This window comes from Entomobacter blattae (genome assembly GCF_014672835.1).
GTDB lineage: Bacteria > Pseudomonadota > Alphaproteobacteria > Acetobacterales > Acetobacteraceae > Entomobacter > Entomobacter blattae.
On the sequence record NZ_CP060244.1, the window covers coordinates 2,053,209 to 2,068,372 of the forward strand.

Sequence of the window (15,164 nt, forward strand, 5' to 3'; positions counted from 1 at the left end):
CAGGAATAGTAATACATGGCTAAACGCCCCCTTAAGGCACTTTTCCCTCTGGCTCCTTCCCCACAGATACGCAAGCGGGAAAGCTTTGCCCAATTCCAAAACAGCCTTTTTAGGGCAATCCCAGGGCTAAGGCTCTCTGTTACTCTTAAAGAGTCCTTGCACCCAACATGGGTCGCCCCTTCTTCATTTTCATCACTTCTTATCCCTCCTCAACCGACTTCACTTTCCGTTTCTCCTCCTCATAGAAACTTTAAAAGACTCATCCTTTTCATTGTCTTTATCCTTATCCAGCTTGTGCTTCTGGTTTATTTTTTCTTTCCCTTCTTCTCCCCCCATGACCCTGACTTTTTTCAAACACCAGAGGAGGTTGATGAATCTGCTCCCGTTACCATGGAGTTCGTCTCCAAACCCGATGTCGCTTCGGGGATGAAAGGAGAAGAAGGCAATACGAATGACAAAAATAGCCCCTCAAAAAAAGGAGTTGCTTCAGGAAGTAATCAAAAACATGGTGAAACGGGCCCACAAATCACTATTCCTGATATTATGGAATCTTATCAAAATAGAGAGGATACCCCAACCTATCAGGAAGAACAAAAAGGGCTAAAAGATATCCTTCACCCTGACACGTCTCAGGACAAAAAACCTATCGACCACAAAAAAAGATCTCTTCTTGAGGAACAGCCCTCCTCAAAAGAGGCGTTGGAAAAACCTCAACCCATTAAGAAAACACCTTTACGGCATTCTAGTCCTGCCCAACAAAAGGTCATTAAAGCCCCCAAACGACCACAAAGGGTCCATATTAAGCGCTCCCCAGGCTTGTACAGGAATGAGGAGGGAGATAATGGGAGTAATGGTTCAGCCTCCCTCTTCACTACACTTAAACCTGATCTCTCTTTTGGAGAAAGGGAGCTTAACACCCCTGACCGCCCGATGGTAAAAAAGCGATACGGCCGCAGAAAAGGCAACCATGCCCCCATCGATACTTCTCCCGGCCCTATGATTGCCAATGGTAAGTTTCGTAATAGCTTTTCAAGTAGTATTTCTGGGTCTAATCAATTTTATGGAGCCATGCTAGGGTCATGGCTTCAACGCCATATGTACTACCCCTCAAAAGCTCTAGAGAAAGGAGCGCAAGGAGTTGTAAAACTTATCGTTAAGATTGATTCAGACGGAAATATTATTTCTATTGATCTTGTAGGTCGTTCAGGTTCTGACGATCTTGACCTGGGAGCGCAAGGTATTTTCAGAGGAAGAAGAGTTCCACATCCCCCACCGCAAAAGGATAATCAACCTTATACTTTTGGTGTTGATATGCATTTTTCTATTATTTCGAATTAGGAATATTTTAGGCGAAATTTATGACTCCCTCTTACTCGACAAAAAACACCTCTTCTCAACCCGATTTTGATACTGTGGGATGTCATTTTGAATCCTTTACGGATGCCGATAAGGCTGTAGAAAAGCTTATCCAAATTTATGAAACCAATACTGAGAAGCTCAAAAAGGCTTTTCTCAACAAACAACCAGGGGCAAGCAAGGAATGTGTTTACCCTTACCTGGCCTTTATTGTTCCCCATGGGCACTCATCGGCTTCTGGCCGCCCACCTTATGACGTGGTTCTGGATACTGGGTTTTATGGCACCACCATTACCCGCCCAACCCTGTTTAAAAATTATTTATCGGAGCAGATCACAAGCCTGATGAGCCATTATCAGCTTCCTGTCTATGTTGGCTACTCCCATAGTTCTATTCCGCTGCCCTATGTTATTGAAAATGCTGTTACAGATATGACAGCTGATGAACTTATTTTTATTCAGGATAATTTTTTTCTTCCCAATCTCCATACCACAAATGATTCCATAGCAAATTGTGAAACCCTGCCCCTTCCAGGCCAGGTCATGCCCCTTTCCTTATTTACGGCAGAACGTGTGGATTACTCCCTTGCCAGACTTGCTCATTATACCGGAACCCAAGCCGAGCATTTTCAACGCTTTATTCTGCTGACTAATTACCAACGTTATATTGACTCATTTTGCACTTACGGTATGGAACAGGTGGATCTTGGCACGGAATATTCCAACTTTGTTGCACCAGAAGATAAAATTTATACCAAAAAGAAAAAGAATTTTTCTCTTCCAGACTCTCTTCCCCAAATGCCGGCCTATCACCTTTGCCGGGAAGATGGAAACGGTATTACCATGGTCAATATTGGAGTTGGCCCAGCCAATGCCAAAACCATTACAGACCATTTAGCAGTTCTACGCCCTCATTGCTGGCTTATGCTTGGGCATTGTGCTGGTTTAAGGCGTACCCAAAAACTAGGCGATTACGTATTAGCCCATGGCTATCTCCGTGCTGATAATATTCTTGATGATGAAATTCCAACCTGGGTTCCCATCCCTGCCATAGCAGAAGTACAGGTTGCCTTACAGGAAGTAACAGCCCAAGTGACAGGCCTTGAAGCCAGCGAGCTCAAAACACGGATGCGAACCGGCACCGTTCTTACCACCGATAACCGAAATTGGGAGCTCCGACTAAACACTCTTTTTCAGCAAATTAATATGTCACGCTCTATTGCGGTTGACATGGAATCGGCCACTATTGCGGCAAATGGCTTTCGGTTTCGGGTTCCTTACGGAACCCTCCTATGTGTTTCTGATAAACCCTTACATGGGGAGCTTAAATTACGTGGGATGGCCAATGCTTTCTATCGTGAAAGAATTAACCAACATCTGACCGTAGGAATAGAAACCATGCGCCTCTTAAGAAAACGCGGCGTTGATACGCTCCACTCCCGAAAGCTAAGAGGGTTTTTTGAACCCGCCTTCCGTTAAAGGATTATCCCCCTACTATCACCACTATCACTCAAAATCCCTCCTATAGCGAAGAAGCTAAAAATCTGGCATGGTTTGAGATAATAGCCCCCCCATACGAATAGGGGCAATTTTTTCTGCCAAACCTGTTTGGTCATTCGTCATAATAAAAACTCCACAGAGGCTTCCTACCCCTTCCGCGGGGCGAAAACGCTCACCAGGCATTTTTTTTACAAAACGGCTGGCTGCAGAAATCTTCTCCATGCCGATAACGCTATCATAATCCCCACACATTCCAGCATCACTTTGAAATGCCGTTCCCCCAGGGAGAATACGATGATCAGACGTCGGTGTGTGGGTATGGGTTCCAATAACAGCAGAGACCTTTCCATCAAACGTGACACCAAACGACCATTTCTCACTTGTTGCCTCAGCATGTATATCCACCAATATGGCCTGCACCGTAACCCCAAGGCGATATTTCTGGAGTAGTTCTGCTGTTAGGCGAAAAGGATCATCCATGGCATCCATGAACAGACGCCCCATAACATTAATCGCCAGAAATTTTCGACCATCAACAAATTGGTAAAGAAAAAACCCCGCTCCAGGGGTGCCAGGGGGATAATTCAGCGGGCGTACTATCCTGGGCTCTTTTTCAATGTGGCTTATAAGGTCTCTTCTATCCCAGCTATGGTTACCGAGCGTAATGACTGTTACCCCAGCATCAAAAAGGGCTGTGGCAATTGAGGGCGATAATCCAAAGCCATGGCTAGCATTTTCTGCATTCACCATAATAATATCTGGAGAGAGCTTATCTTTTAAAAATGGCAGGGAAGAAAAAACCGCTTCACGTCCTGCGCGACCCACCACATCACCAAGAAATATTATGCGCACCCTTTACCCTTTACTACGTTTTTCGTTTTTTCCATGAGAGAGACCAGTTTGCAAAAGGCCTTGCTCCGTTATAATAACTTTCACCGGAACATCATGATCTTCATAAAATAGATTTTCCACTTCCTGCCATGAAAAACCATACCCGACTGACAAACAATGCGGTCTTAGGGCTAAGGTTCTATCATAAAAACCCCCTCCATAGCCAATTCTATATCCCTTCTTGTTAAAGCCCAGTAAGGGCACAAAAAGAACATCCGGTTCAAGAAAAACCCCTATGGGACTGCACGTTTTATAAAGCCCATCTTGTAAAATAGAAAACGGCGACCATTCTATAAACTTTAACGGACTTTCTTTACGAACAACTCGTGGAAGAGCCACTCTCACGCCGATTCTGTAAAAATCATAAAATAAGGAACGTAAGTCTGGCTCACCCTTCAATGGCCAAACTCCCCCAACGATAAGAGGACGAGAAAAGGTGGAGGCCTTATCCAAGACATAAAAGCGCAAATTTTTAATAAGGACAGAAACAGGGGAAAGCGTGGGCTTCGCTTCTATTCCAAATTTTCCTTTATAAGGAGAATACGAGTCTTGCTGGCTATGTAAAAAGGTTCTTCTTTGGTCGAGCAAGGTTTTGCGAAGGATTTTTTTTTCAAGACTGTGCGGAGAAACTATCATCTCACATCCAAAACCAAAGGCGCGAAGCCATTATAGCCGTTGGTCTCTCAGCCCTCCGGACCTGCATGTGCAGGTGGGCACCAGGTAATGTAACCACGATTACATCAGAGCCAGTTCCCGAGGAAGTGCTTATCGGCCCTGGGGTTGTATACCTGACGAGCCAAATAGCCTCGCCCCTTATATCTAATCAATCTCAAGCAAATCTGCAATAGCTTCGGCCTGCTCAACAAGTAATAAAAGCTTTTCAGTATTCAGAGTGTTCTTTTTAAGAATACGTTCGGCTTCCATGATTTTTTCAGCGGTTGCTATTGGCACTTTATCAGCTGATAGGTCATAGAGTTCATCAGCCATGAGCAATGAAGCCAGAGCCAGCATTCTGCCTTCTCCATTATGGCCTACCCCATTACGGACCCGTTCTATTCTTTCTTCCACTTGTCGGGCCATGGCCTGTAGATGCTGCTCTTGGCCATCTTCACAAATAACAGTATAAGCGTATCCATTAATTTTTACGGTCACCTGACCCATTCTTCTATCCTTGTGAATCTGGTGTGTTTAAAGAAGAGTCAGATTCGACATAGTCTAAAACTTCGCGTATCTGGGCAATAAGCATATCCAAACTGGCAGACACACTCTCTACATTTTCATGCTTTGCAGAGCTGCCTTGCCCCTCTGAACCATTATACTCACTCAGTTTCTTTTTCTTCTCAAGAGAATAAGCAATTCTCCCCAAGGCATTTTCCAAACGGTTTATTAATTGTTCACCTATGGCTTGCTCGTGCTGAGCCTTTGCCGTTTTTTCAATAACAGCTTCCTTTGCTGCTTCCTTGTTTTCCTGGCGTAAAAGCTCCCCCATCATCCCCTCTTTCTTAATATTCCGTCTGATTTAGTTCTAATTGAGCATAATTATGCTTGTTGAGCACAATTATGCTTGAAAGCTCCCACTACACTACGTGTGTTTCTGCTTTATATAAAGGGTTATGTATAAATAATCTTATAATAACAAACATTATCATCAAAATTCTATACCAAAAAACCCTTTTCAAGAGGAGAAATCACCCGTAATATTCATCATTACCTCTCGCCCTTTCCGCTCCCTACTATCAAAAAAATGTTACCTTCCTATATTATTCAAGTCCATAACCGCTACGATATTGAAACAACTCTGGCTGCAGTTAGGGCCCACTCCCATAACGAACGCCTCTTTTCTAAGGGGAAACCGCTTTTTAATTTTATCTCTGCCCCAAATGCTGGGGGCTTTATGGGAGTATGCTGGTGGAGTGAGCTCCTTTACAACTATGCCCCTTTACACTGGCAAACCAATACACATATTATTGACTGCGGTCCTCATGCGGGGTGGGCACTCCAAGCTTTACGGCTTGGAATAAAATCTATAATATTAAAAGGCAAGTGTCCTCAATTTGATACCATTAAAGAACGGGCAAATAGTATAGGACACACGATTATAGCAGAGCGCCTGCCCGCTCTTGATATGAGAAACAATGATTCAAAATTTATATTGCATGATTACTTAAATAGCTCTAATCCTCATGATTTCTTAGAAAAATATCATAATTCTTTTAGCGGCAATACGCTTAGTAACGACTTATAGGGAATTGAATATGACTCTTACACCCCAAGTAAAAAAAATCCTTTCACATTATGAAAGTGATAATCCCGGTACCAAGGCTAATCTTGTCAAGTTAATGAATACGGGTAAACTTGCCGGCACTGGCAAGATGGTTATCCTTCCGGTTGATCAGGGCTTTGAACATGGTGCAGCCCGTTCTTTTGCTGCGAACCCTCCTGCATATGATCCCCAATACCACTTTCAGCTTGCTATTGATGCCGGGTTAAATGCTTTTGCTGCCCCCTTGGGTATGATTGAAGCCGGGGCCTCCACTTTTGCCGGACAAATCCCAACCATTCTCAAAGTAAATTCCTCTAACAGCCTTTCTACCCTTAAAGATCAGGCTGTCAATTCAACAGTAGCCGATGCCTTGCGTTTAGGCTGTTCAGCAATTGGGTTTACAATTTACCCTGGCAGTGAGTATTTCTTTAAAGAAGTTGAACAGTTAAGAGACCTTGCTTCTGAAGCCAAAAAAGCAGGCCTGGTTGTTATTGTATGGAGCTACCCACGTGGTCCTATGCTTGATAAAGCGGGTGAAACAGCCATTGATATCTGCGCCTATGCTGCGCAAATGGCAGCACTGGTTGGGGCTCACATCATTAAAGTTAAACCCCCAACAGAGCACCTCTCTCTTCCTGCTGCTAAAAAGGTTTATGAAGAGCAGAAAATTGATATCTCTACAATGGATAAACGCGTTAAGCACGTTGTACAAAGCAGCTTTGATGGCCGTAGAATTGTTATTTTCTCCGGTGGTGAACATTCTGACGATAAAACCCTCCTTCAAACCATTAAAGGGATTCATGATGGTGGCGGTTTCGGCTCCATCATAGGCCGTAACACATTCCAACGCCCAAAAGCTGAAGCTTTAAAACTCCTTTCTGAAATTATAGATATTTTCAAAAAGTAATTCCTGTCTTAGAGTACCGTAAAAAGAGGAAGGCTAACCTTCCTCTTTTTCCATTCTATCTCTTGTTTACAGCTATCAGAGCTTATTCACCTGGAAATGCAATACCATCAACTCCGGAAAAGTTACCTCTGTTTTTACATTATAAATAAAAAACCGATTATGTTCCCTCTGATATCCATAGATTCTATATCTATTGATTTAGCGGTAAAAAATACGTAGCTTACAAGCTTTATCGACCTTGGAACGACCTAGTGTCATATTCGTGCTTTTTATGCAAACTTCAACACAATTATATCTTATTACACCTGTCAATCTGGATTTAACCACGTTCCCAAAGCTTTTGGAAAAAATCTTACACGCTCTTCCAATTGCAGCAGTACAGCTCTGTCTCACTACCGAAATGCAGAGGAATAGTCCGCTCTCGGCCATAGAAACGCTTCTGCCTATTGTTCAGAATCATGGATGCGCTTTCCTCCTACGTGATCATGTTGAACTGGCGTTAAAAACAGGGTGCGATGGACTTCATCTCTCTCATTTTGATGTAGAAAAAATAAAAACTATCCGTAAAAAACACGATACTTTCCAAATTGGAGTTTCCTGCCAAAATAGCCGACATCTTGCAATGGAAGCTGGTGAAGCGGGTGCTGACTATGTAAGTTTTAGGGAACCTTCTACGCCCTTTTCCGAAGGCAATAAAGTTCATCCTCCTTCTTCAGCCTTTATTGAGCTGCTGTCTTGGTGGAGTGATGTTATGGAAATTCCTGCAGTGGCAGAAGGGGATATCTCTACGGAAAATGCCCTTGATTTTGTAAAAACTGGTGTGGATTTTCTTGCGGTTCAAGACAAAATCTGGACCCACCCCGAAGGGGCTTTAAAAGCCTTAGAAACCATCGATAATATCATAAAAAATAACACTAAGAACTCCCCTACTGACCGACCCTTATAGCCACTTTAGCAAAGGAGGAGCAAAAGGTTTTCCTGCTGGCATAATCAACTGATCAACCATATAAATAGCACCATTAGCCTGGGTTATCCCAGGTTGAATAATATCTACTTGTTCCCCATTCATATTGATAAGTTTCATTTTACCATTTTTTAATGGTGTAATAAACAGAACATACCCTTGTAACGTGGTTAATTGAACCAGTCCGTTTTTACTCTCCCGGCTCATCTTCTGAATAACAGCTGGTGAATAATCACCGGGAACAATAGTATAAGCCAAAATTCGTTTAAGGCTTTCTTTACTTTCCGGTTTCTGGTCCAAAACAGAACCATTATGAGAGAGCTCCAGTTTTTCTAGCGCATTGTTTGTTAAGGCAAAAACTGTTAATGGGCCTGGTCTATCGAGAAGATACATCAAACCCGCATAATCCATAATCTGGCGATAATTCGCCAATGAGAGAGATGACCTTACACTTTCGCTAATCGTACGGTCAGAAAAAATAGGCATAACAGCTGAACGAAAAGCGCCTGAACCTTCCCCCCCTGGTGGCGTTACGGCTGCTACGCCTAAAGGGGTCATAAAGGGATCGGCCCGAGCCGTGTCCTTACAGAATTCTTCAGGTGTGCCAGCAACAATACACTCACGTTCATGGCGTGGATCAGGATCGCAAGCAGATAGCAACGCCATGACACCAATCCCGCTAACCAATCCAAGGATTTTTTTTCTATGGGTACGTTTTTGGTTTTGGCGCTGCATAAAATCTCTCTAGCTTTAATGACGAAAGGCTATTTTAAGGGTATTATAGCAATAAATAGAATGACTGCCCACGGGCTTTTGTATCGTGTTTGGGTACCAATTTGAATAGGAGAAAAACATACTAGAGCAATGTTTTTTTATATGCTGCAAAATTGTCATGCTTTTTTAATCTTCTTCAGTATTTTTAAGACTAAAAAATATTTTCAAATTCTAACACCCATCCCCTCGCTGCATCCAGGTAACAACCTTATCCTGCACCAGCTCAAAGGTGGTCTGACAAGAGGTTGAGGAAAAAGAACTGCTATACCCACCACCCCACGGACCACCTCCATAATATCCCCAGGGGCCAGGTCCCCAAGGGCCAAAAGTAGGATAGCTTGTATAATCAACATTATTTTGTACATAGGAAAGAAAAATATGCTGATCTACCTCGTATCTATGGGTTGGAACCCCACGCAGCTGCACAAGCTGAAGCTCGGAGAGGCCAATGGTAGCATCCAGCATTTTTTTCTCTTCTAAGCGGCTAGAACAAGAGGCCAAAAGAAGACTAAAAAGGCTCAACACAACCATAGAACCCAAAGACCTACCAAAATCAAAAGAAAGATTCACCCTCATATTGCCATCCCTCATTTCATATTTTTTGACATGATTGCCTACCACTGAACCTTAGTGATAGAAGAGGCCTTGCAAGCCAACATCACCAACCTATCAAAGCCAAGGGCTATGCCAGAACATGGCGGCATAGTGGGTAAGGATTCCAATAATTCTGTATCTAATGGCCAGGATTTATAGTCCTCTTCATTCCCGTAGAGCAATTGTCTGGTTTTTCTATCCTGTAAAAATCTTTCCCTTTGCTCAACAGCATCGGTTAGTTCCTCAAAGGCGTTCGCAAGTTCTATTCCTGCTATATAAAGTTCAAACCGTAAAGCCACTCGGCTATCCTGGCTGCTTCTTCGTGCAAGAGCAGCCTGGGCAGCTGGCCAATGCGTCAGAAAGCACGGCCCCAGCTGCGCAAGGGCCGGTTCAACACGCTCTAACATAAGGCGAAAAAAAAGATCTTCCCAAGTTTCATGATCTCGTAAAACGGTGTGCGCTGCCTGGGCAAGAGCCTGGGCATCCTCCCCACAAGAAAGCAAATCTATTCCAGCAAAAGTAACAAAGGCTTCCTGCATGGTTATGCGCCGAAAAGGTTTTTGCAGATCCACATTATAAGAAGAGTATGAAATTTGGGGCGGAAGCATGGCCTTAACGTATTCTTCTGTCTCATCCATCAAATTCTCCAGAGAAGCATAAGGGCGGTACCATTCCAACATACTAAATTCAACGCTATGGGTTTGGCTTCCTTCCTTATTACGCCAAACATGGGCAAGCTGAAAAATAGGATGATGAAAAGCAGCCATAATTTTTTTCATCGCAAATTCTGGGCTCGTATGTAAAAATAGCGAACTCGTCTGTCCGTAGGCATCAAGGGTATGACAGTGCAGAGGATGAAGATGGACTTCCTCCCCAGGGACGGGTACAAGGCACTTTGTATCTACCTCCCAATACGCTCTCTCTTCAAAAAAACGACGGGTTCGCCTTACCAATTCCATCCGCTTCATTAAAAATAATCGGTCTGCCTGTAACCGCTTCCCAATGGGAGAAAGTGCCAGACTATCCCTTTTGGGCCCAGTTTGTTCTTTCACTTAAAGTCGTTACCTCTCTGAAAAGTTGCAGAAAACCCCGTTTAATTCCTTCTTAATCCAGAAGCAAAAGGCCAGGAGCACTATAATTATCCAATAAATCTCCAGAGAGCCTACCAATAAGGGAACCTCTTATTCAATACGTTAAACAACAGATGATGTAGGCAATGGGGCTTTGCTTTTCATAATTCCTTTGCAGAGTCTGGATATTTTTTTATAATAACACTTCAAAATCAGCACTTTGTGTTAGCACTTTATTATTTTACCTTTACACCCCCGATTATCTTAATCTTGACACTCCTGGCAGCGATAGAATTTATGCCCTCTCACAAAAATATCCATACCCCACAGCAGCTTCTCTCAGCGGGCCTTATCGACCAGGCGGATTTGCCTAAAATTGAACAGGTTTATCAACATTATGCCATTGGTATTCCCCCTACAATCCAAAAACAGATCACCTCAGCCGGAGACGTTATTGCCCAGCAGGTTGTCCCTTCAGCTCAGGAGCTCTTACGGACACCACAAGAAGCTACCGACCCAATAGGAGATGAAAGATTTTCGCCCCTACCAGGTATTGTTCACCGCTATAAGGACAGAGCCCTTCTTAAACCTATTCATATCTGCCCCTTATATTGCCGTTTTTGTTTTCGTCGTGAAAAGGTGGGGCCCAACCATGGCTTGCTCACCGATGATGAGCTTGATAATGCCTTGGAATGGATTGCCAGCCACTCCGATATTTCAGAAATTATTCTTACCGGCGGTGACCCTCTTATGCTCTCCTTTCGCCGATTAAAAATGATCCTTGAGCGATTGGAAGCGCTACCTCATATTACCACAATAAGAATACATACCCGTGTTCCTATTGCGATGCCGGAAACCATTACCCCCTCTTTACTAGAATATCTCAAAAACTACCCAAAGGCTCTCTGGGTGGGAATCCACATAAACCACGCTGCAGAAATGGGCGCTGAAGCCTGTCAAGCCATTAAAAAGCTTGCCCAGTGTGGTCTTCCCCTTTTTGGACAAACAGTGCTGCTGAACGGAATTAATAATAGTGCTGCTGCCTTAGAAACACTTTTTAAAACAATGGTCGCCAATCGGATCAAGCCTTATTATTTACACCAACTTGACCACGCCCCTGGAACCCAACATTTTCATGTCCCCATCTCTGAAGGTTTAGCCTTGTTAAAGCAATTAAGGGGAAAAGTAACCGGTTTGGCATGGCCCACCTATGTGCTAGATATTCCAGGAGGGTATGGTAAGGTTCCTTTAGGCCCCAATTATATTACACATCAACCGTGTCATGAAACCAACGCATCACCCTTTCTGGAAATAACTGACCCCCAAGGCAAGCCCCACACAATTCCCCTATAGGGAATGGTCCCCTTAAAGAAGGGGGGGGTGAACCCATAAAGTAATCAATATTAAGAGATAAACACCCCTAAAACTTTTAATCCTGCACCTTTTTGTAAGAGAAAAACTCCCTTCAAACTTCCATAGACCAACATTCTCATCTTCGATATCTCTAGGATCTCTCCAGAGAAGATTCTGCTCCTTATATTGCCGTTTTTGTTTTCGTCGTGAAAAGGTGGGGCTCAATCATGGCTTACTCACCGACGATGAGCTTAATAATACCTTAGACGTGCCACCGCCTTTAATAAGGTATAGAACCCTTTGCTACCGTATAATGCTATAATGTTTCTACCATATACAGACCGAAAATTTGGTTTGTGTCGTGTAGCGCTTAGGGATTTGGCATCATCTGGCCAAATTCCAGGCTTGGTAAAGTCAAGCTGGTAAGGGTATTATATCATGGCACTTTCCGATCCATTGGGGGATATGATGACTCGTATCCGAAATGCACAACGTGCTCGGCATACTGTGTGTGTTGCGCCTTCTTCAAAATTGCGTGCAAATGTTCTTGAGGCCCTTCGTCGTGAAGGTTATATTCGTGGCTATACTGTCGAGGAAATAAGAGCAGGGATTTCTCAGCAATGGACCTCCCCACATCAGTATGGGGCTTAAACCTCATGACATTCTCGACTCAGGGTGTCTCCGAGACCAGTAAGCTATTACGCTTTCTTTAAAGGATGGTAAAAAATCCCTCCCCATAACCACTATAATCTCTTTCATTAGCGCTTTTTATAACTCGAGTTTTTCTTGCCCAAATGCCCCTTTACAGGTATAAAACAGCGTTTATAGACATATCTTATTCACTTACAACCATAGAAATAGGCGACTAATGAAACAACAGGCAAATCTGATCCGTGCTGGCCAGGTTATTGAACATAACGGTCGGCGTTGGACAGTTCTTAAACAGCAGATTATTACCCCAGGGAAAGGGGGCGCTTTTATCCAAGTGGAAATGCGTGACCTAAAAAGCGGTAATAAAACCAATGAACGCTGGCGGACTGCTGACACTGTTGAACGCCTGATGACTGAGCAAAAAGACTATACCTATTCCTACACTGATGGAGATAACCTCGTGCTGATGGACCCTGAAAGTTTTGAACAGGTTATGCTTCCGACCGAGCTTCTGGGTGATCTTCTTCCTTTCCTGCAAGACAATATGGCCGTTGAGGTTGACCTTGTCGATGGCGACCCTGTAGCCGTTCATATTCCTCCACAGGTTACCCTGGAGATTGTAGAGGCAGACCCTGTGGTCAAAGGGCAGACGGCAAGTTCCTCTTACAAACCTGCCAAACTCTCCAATGGGGTTAAGGTTATGGTTCCACCCTTTATTGAAGCTGGTGAACGTGTTGTTGTTCGCACCGAAGACGCTTCCTATGTTGAGCGCGCCAAGGACTAAAGATATTCTTCCCTGTTTGGCTTTTACTATAAGAAAAGCCAAACGCTGGCATAATTCTGTCATTTGTCTGTTTCTGCTTCTTCCTGTCTGCCCTTTCCAATGAGGGCTAGATAGGGCCAGAGCTTCACCATTCTCATAATGAGGAAAACCCCAAAATGGCTGTGCGCCTTTCTCCAACTATGACCGTGATGCAAAACACAGCTCTAAAAGCGGGCCGCCGCCTGCTAAGGGATTTTAACGAGGTGGAGCTTTTGCAAGTCAGCATTAAAGGGCCGGGAGACTTCGTCTCCCAAGCAGACCTTAAAGCTGAGGCAACAATTAAGGAGGAGCTCTCCCGTGTTCGTCCTGGCTATGCTTTTCTGATGGAGGAAAGTGGGAAAAGCGGTGCTGAAAACTGGGACTGGCGCTGGATTGTTGACCCACTAGATGGAACTTCCAACTTCCTACATGGTGTTCCACAATGGGCTATATCCATTGCACTGGAAAAAAGAATTTCCAGCACCCAGACAGAGCTGGTTTCAGGTCTTGTTTACAACCCAGTGGCTAATGAAATGTTCTGGGCAGAAAAAGGGATAGGTGCTTTTCTCAATGAGCGGCGTTTACGGGTTTCTAACCGCCGCAATATGATAGAGGCTCTTTTTGCAACTGGCATCCCCTTTGCAACCACTCCTGCTGAATACCGTAAACCCTTTATGGATATTCTCACAACTCTTATGCCCAATGTGGCAGGGATACGCCGTTTTGGTTCTGCTGCCCTTGACCTCGCCTGGACTGCAGCCGGCCGTTTTGATGGCTTTTGGGAATATAACCTCAAACCATGGGACTGCGCAGCCGGTATTTTGCTGGTGCGTGAAGCAGGAGGCTATACCACAACCATAGCAGGAGAGGATAAAATGAGTATGGAGTCTGCCCTTCATATTGTTGCCGCCAATCCACATTTACATGCCCTTTTGCTTTCAACCATCAAAAAATCCACCTCATCATACTAGTCTAGCCTTGTAGAAAAGCGGTATTCAGAGTGTAATTTTAGACGGCTATTCCCCTATTTTCCTGTGGAGAGACTTTATATTTATGCCCGTATTGTTTTTGCCCAGCTTGCATCTATCTCCACTAGGAAGACAAAAAGATAAAAAACAATGCTTCTCTCTTCTCTCTGGAGCTGGGTATGTCTGTGGTTGGCTTGCGCTTGGGATCATCGGCCCTTTTTTTTACAGTACAGCCCACGCCCAAGTCAGTGTTAACCAAGGGGCACTAGACTCTCTAGGCCCTGCACCAGCAAAGCCTGTAGGTTCTACTCATACCCCCTCCTCTTCTGGTAAAAATTCTTCAAGAAAAGCCTCTTCATCCAAAATACGCAGGAAATCTTCCTCATCTTCCAAGACTGTTGTTCCTGCCATTAATACGACTGTTCCCCCCGCTAGCGCACGAAATACAAAAAATACTTCCCCCCCTGATGGACACCCTGCGGCCACTGTTATTCCCGCCGTTCCAACAGCAGCCCCTCCCCTCCCTGTTTTTACGGCACCCGTTATTAATGTTCCCCTCCATCCTGAACCCTTACCGGCCATGCCCAAACCCGATAAGGAAGCAAAGGGGTCTATTACCCATACGCCAAACACAACCCCAGGCACAAAAGGCGGTTTTACGATTGTATTCCAGCCCAAAGCGACAACCTTAGCCCCCTTTATGATCCATGCCATACAAAATTATGCTAAGGATTCGCTACAGCATGAAGGGGCCAGGATAGTGGTTACAGCCTTTAGTAGCGGTGTACCCACAGACCTTTCTACACCGAGGCGTACAGCCTTTGCTAGAGGGCTTGCCGTTCGTGCAGTTCTGGCCAATGCCGGCATTGCAACCACACATATTTATGTCCGAGCTGTGGGACTGCCCGCTATTGAGAGCCAAACCCAAGCTGCAGACCGTGTTGAAATTACCAGAACCACCCCCATGGCCAATGAACAGAAGGAAAACGCTCCAACTTCCCTGACCCGGAATGCAACCTTGCCCATACCACAATCAACGCCACAACACAAAACAACTCCTTAGCCAAACTTC

16 protein-coding genes, 1 other RNA gene and 2 pseudogenes are annotated in these 15,164 nt (G+C 44.3%); 11 read left to right on the forward strand and 8 right to left on the reverse strand.

What is annotated here, in order from left to right; genetic code table 11:
• Positions 1-15 precede the first annotated feature (15 nt).
• Both JGUZn3_RS09085 and JGUZn3_RS09090 read left to right on the forward strand, forming a co-directional pair.
• Complete coding sequence (locus JGUZn3_RS09085) at positions 16-1,338, forward strand: energy transducer TonB (RefSeq protein WP_203413219.1); 1,323 nt, start codon at positions 16-18, stop codon at positions 1,336-1,338.
• A gap of 20 nt (positions 1,339-1,358) precedes the next feature.
• Entirely contained in the window at positions 1,359-2,834 is a 1,476-nt protein-coding gene (locus tag JGUZn3_RS09090; RefSeq protein ID WP_203413220.1) for an AMP nucleosidase, read from the forward strand.
• Positions 2,835-2,891: 57 nt separating this feature from the next.
• Here JGUZn3_RS09090 and JGUZn3_RS09095 read toward each other — a convergent pair whose 3' ends face one another.
• The 5 genes from JGUZn3_RS09095 to JGUZn3_RS09115 all read right to left on the reverse strand — a co-directional run bounded on the left by JGUZn3_RS09095 (position 2,892) and on the right by JGUZn3_RS09115 (position 5,238).
• Complete coding sequence (locus JGUZn3_RS09095) at positions 2,892-3,707, reverse strand: TIGR00282 family metallophosphoesterase (RefSeq protein ID WP_203413221.1); 816 nt, start codon at positions 3,705-3,707, stop codon at positions 2,892-2,894.
• Between the two features lie 3 nt (positions 3,708-3,710).
• Complete coding sequence (locus JGUZn3_RS09100) at positions 3,711-4,382, reverse strand: 5-formyltetrahydrofolate cyclo-ligase (protein ID WP_203413222.1); 672 nt, start codon at positions 4,380-4,382, stop codon at positions 3,711-3,713.
• Positions 4,383-4,402: 20 nt separating this feature from the next.
• Positions 4,403-4,556: non-coding RNA, 6S RNA (gene ssrS, locus JGUZn3_RS09105), on the reverse strand.
• 9 nt (positions 4,557-4,565) lie between these two features.
• Positions 4,566-4,907, reverse strand: coding sequence for a cell division protein ZapA (locus JGUZn3_RS09110; RefSeq protein ID WP_203413223.1), 342 nt, complete (start codon positions 4,905-4,907; stop codon positions 4,566-4,568).
• Positions 4,908-4,911: 4 nt separating this feature from the next.
• A complete protein-coding gene (locus tag JGUZn3_RS09115) occupies positions 4,912-5,238 on the reverse strand; it encodes a hypothetical protein (protein ID WP_203413224.1) in 327 nt (108 codons plus the stop codon).
• A 252-nt stretch (positions 5,239-5,490) separates the two neighbouring features.
• On the opposite strand from JGUZn3_RS09115, the gene JGUZn3_RS09120 reads away from it, so the two are divergent.
• The 3 genes from JGUZn3_RS09120 to JGUZn3_RS09130 all read left to right on the forward strand — a co-directional run bounded on the left by JGUZn3_RS09120 (position 5,491) and on the right by JGUZn3_RS09130 (position 7,862).
• Positions 5,491-5,991, forward strand: a complete 501-nt coding sequence (locus JGUZn3_RS09120; RefSeq protein WP_203413225.1) for a hypothetical protein — start codon at positions 5,491-5,493, stop codon at positions 5,989-5,991.
• A 10-nt stretch (positions 5,992-6,001) separates the two neighbouring features.
• On the forward strand, positions 6,002-6,916 hold the full coding sequence (locus JGUZn3_RS09125; protein ID WP_203413226.1) for a class I fructose-bisphosphate aldolase: 915 nt from the start codon (positions 6,002-6,004) through the stop codon (positions 6,914-6,916).
• A gap of 271 nt (positions 6,917-7,187) precedes the next feature.
• Positions 7,188-7,862 (forward strand): thiamine phosphate synthase, encoded by a 675-nt coding sequence (locus tag JGUZn3_RS09130; protein WP_203413227.1) that lies wholly within the window; start codon positions 7,188-7,190, stop codon positions 7,860-7,862.
• On the opposite strand, the gene JGUZn3_RS09135 is transcribed toward JGUZn3_RS09130, so the two are convergent.
• The 3 genes from JGUZn3_RS09135 to epmA form a co-directional block, all read right to left on the reverse strand.
• Positions 7,857-8,615 (reverse strand): fasciclin domain-containing protein, encoded by a 759-nt coding sequence (locus JGUZn3_RS09135; protein WP_203413228.1) that lies wholly within the window; start codon positions 8,613-8,615, stop codon positions 7,857-7,859. The two genes, JGUZn3_RS09130 and JGUZn3_RS09135, sit on opposite strands and share 6 nt — an antisense overlap.
• A gap of 210 nt (positions 8,616-8,825) precedes the next feature.
• Entirely contained in the window at positions 8,826-9,230 is a 405-nt protein-coding gene (locus JGUZn3_RS09140; protein WP_203413229.1) for a hypothetical protein, read from the reverse strand.
• Between the two features lie 38 nt (positions 9,231-9,268).
• The gene (gene epmA / locus JGUZn3_RS09145; protein ID WP_203414892.1) at positions 9,269-10,216 is read right to left on the reverse strand and encodes an EF-P lysine aminoacylase EpmA; all 948 of its coding nucleotides are present in this window, start codon (positions 10,214-10,216) and stop codon (positions 9,269-9,271) included.
• 399 nt (positions 10,217-10,615) lie between these two features.
• Here epmA and JGUZn3_RS09150 point away from each other — a divergent pair, with 399 nt between their 5' ends.
• From JGUZn3_RS09150 to JGUZn3_RS09175, 6 genes and pseudogenes are all read left to right on the forward strand, one after another.
• Positions 10,616-11,671 (forward strand): lysine-2,3-aminomutase-like protein, encoded by a 1,056-nt coding sequence (locus JGUZn3_RS09150; RefSeq protein WP_203413230.1) that lies wholly within the window; start codon positions 10,616-10,618, stop codon positions 11,669-11,671.
• 342 nt (positions 11,672-12,013) lie between these two features.
• A pseudogene (locus tag JGUZn3_RS09155) lies at positions 12,014-12,097 on the forward strand (30S ribosomal protein S14); the annotation flags it as partial.
• A gap of 12 nt (positions 12,098-12,109) precedes the next feature.
• Positions 12,110-12,289 (forward strand): annotated as a pseudogene (locus JGUZn3_RS09160) (uS8 family ribosomal protein); the annotation flags it as partial.
• 250 nt (positions 12,290-12,539) lie between these two features.
• Complete coding sequence (efp, locus tag JGUZn3_RS09165) at positions 12,540-13,106, forward strand: elongation factor P (protein ID WP_203413231.1); 567 nt, start codon at positions 12,540-12,542, stop codon at positions 13,104-13,106.
• A 155-nt stretch (positions 13,107-13,261) separates the two neighbouring features.
• Positions 13,262-14,095: an inositol monophosphatase family protein gene (locus JGUZn3_RS09170; protein ID WP_203413232.1), complete on the forward strand. Its 834-nt coding sequence runs from the start codon at positions 13,262-13,264 to the stop codon at positions 14,093-14,095.
• 82 nt (positions 14,096-14,177) lie between these two features.
• Positions 14,178-15,155: an OmpA family protein gene (locus tag JGUZn3_RS09175; protein ID WP_203413233.1), complete on the forward strand. Its 978-nt coding sequence runs from the start codon at positions 14,178-14,180 to the stop codon at positions 15,153-15,155.
• The last annotated feature ends 9 nt before the right edge of the window (positions 15,156-15,164 follow it).

Bases quoted from the DNA above. Each gene is read 5' to 3' on its own strand.
- JGUZn3_RS09085 (WP_203413219.1), top strand. From the start codon at position 16: ATGGCTAAACGCCCCCTTAAGGCACTTTTCCCTCTGGCTCCTTCCCCA.
- JGUZn3_RS09090 (WP_203413220.1), top strand. From the start codon at position 1,359: ATGACTCCCTCTTACTCGACAAAAAACACCTCTTCTCAACCCGATTTT.
- JGUZn3_RS09100 (WP_203413222.1), bottom strand. From the start codon at position 4,382: ATGATAGTTTCTCCGCACAGTCTTGAAAAAAAAATCCTTCGCAAAACC.
- JGUZn3_RS09110 (WP_203413223.1), bottom strand. From the start codon at position 4,907: ATGGGTCAGGTGACCGTAAAAATTAATGGATACGCTTATACTGTTATT.
- JGUZn3_RS09115 (WP_203413224.1), bottom strand. From the start codon at position 5,238: ATGATGGGGGAGCTTTTACGCCAGGAAAACAAGGAAGCAGCAAAGGAA.
- JGUZn3_RS09120 (WP_203413225.1), top strand. From the start codon at position 5,491: ATGTTACCTTCCTATATTATTCAAGTCCATAACCGCTACGATATTGAA.
- JGUZn3_RS09125 (WP_203413226.1), top strand. From the start codon at position 6,002: ATGACTCTTACACCCCAAGTAAAAAAAATCCTTTCACATTATGAAAGT.
- JGUZn3_RS09130 (WP_203413227.1), top strand. From the start codon at position 7,188: ATGCAAACTTCAACACAATTATATCTTATTACACCTGTCAATCTGGAT.
- JGUZn3_RS09135 (WP_203413228.1), bottom strand. From the start codon at position 8,615: ATGCAGCGCCAAAACCAAAAACGTACCCATAGAAAAAAAATCCTTGGA.
- JGUZn3_RS09140 (WP_203413229.1), bottom strand. From the start codon at position 9,230: ATGAGGGTGAATCTTTCTTTTGATTTTGGTAGGTCTTTGGGTTCTATG.
- epmA (WP_203414892.1), bottom strand. From the start codon at position 10,216: ATGAAGCGGATGGAATTGGTAAGGCGAACCCGTCGTTTTTTTGAAGAG.
- JGUZn3_RS09150 (WP_203413230.1), top strand. From the start codon at position 10,616: ATGCCCTCTCACAAAAATATCCATACCCCACAGCAGCTTCTCTCAGCG.
- efp (WP_203413231.1), top strand. From the start codon at position 12,540: ATGAAACAACAGGCAAATCTGATCCGTGCTGGCCAGGTTATTGAACAT.
- JGUZn3_RS09170 (WP_203413232.1), top strand. From the start codon at position 13,262: ATGGCTGTGCGCCTTTCTCCAACTATGACCGTGATGCAAAACACAGCT.
- JGUZn3_RS09175 (WP_203413233.1), top strand. From the start codon at position 14,178: ATGCCCGTATTGTTTTTGCCCAGCTTGCATCTATCTCCACTAGGAAGA.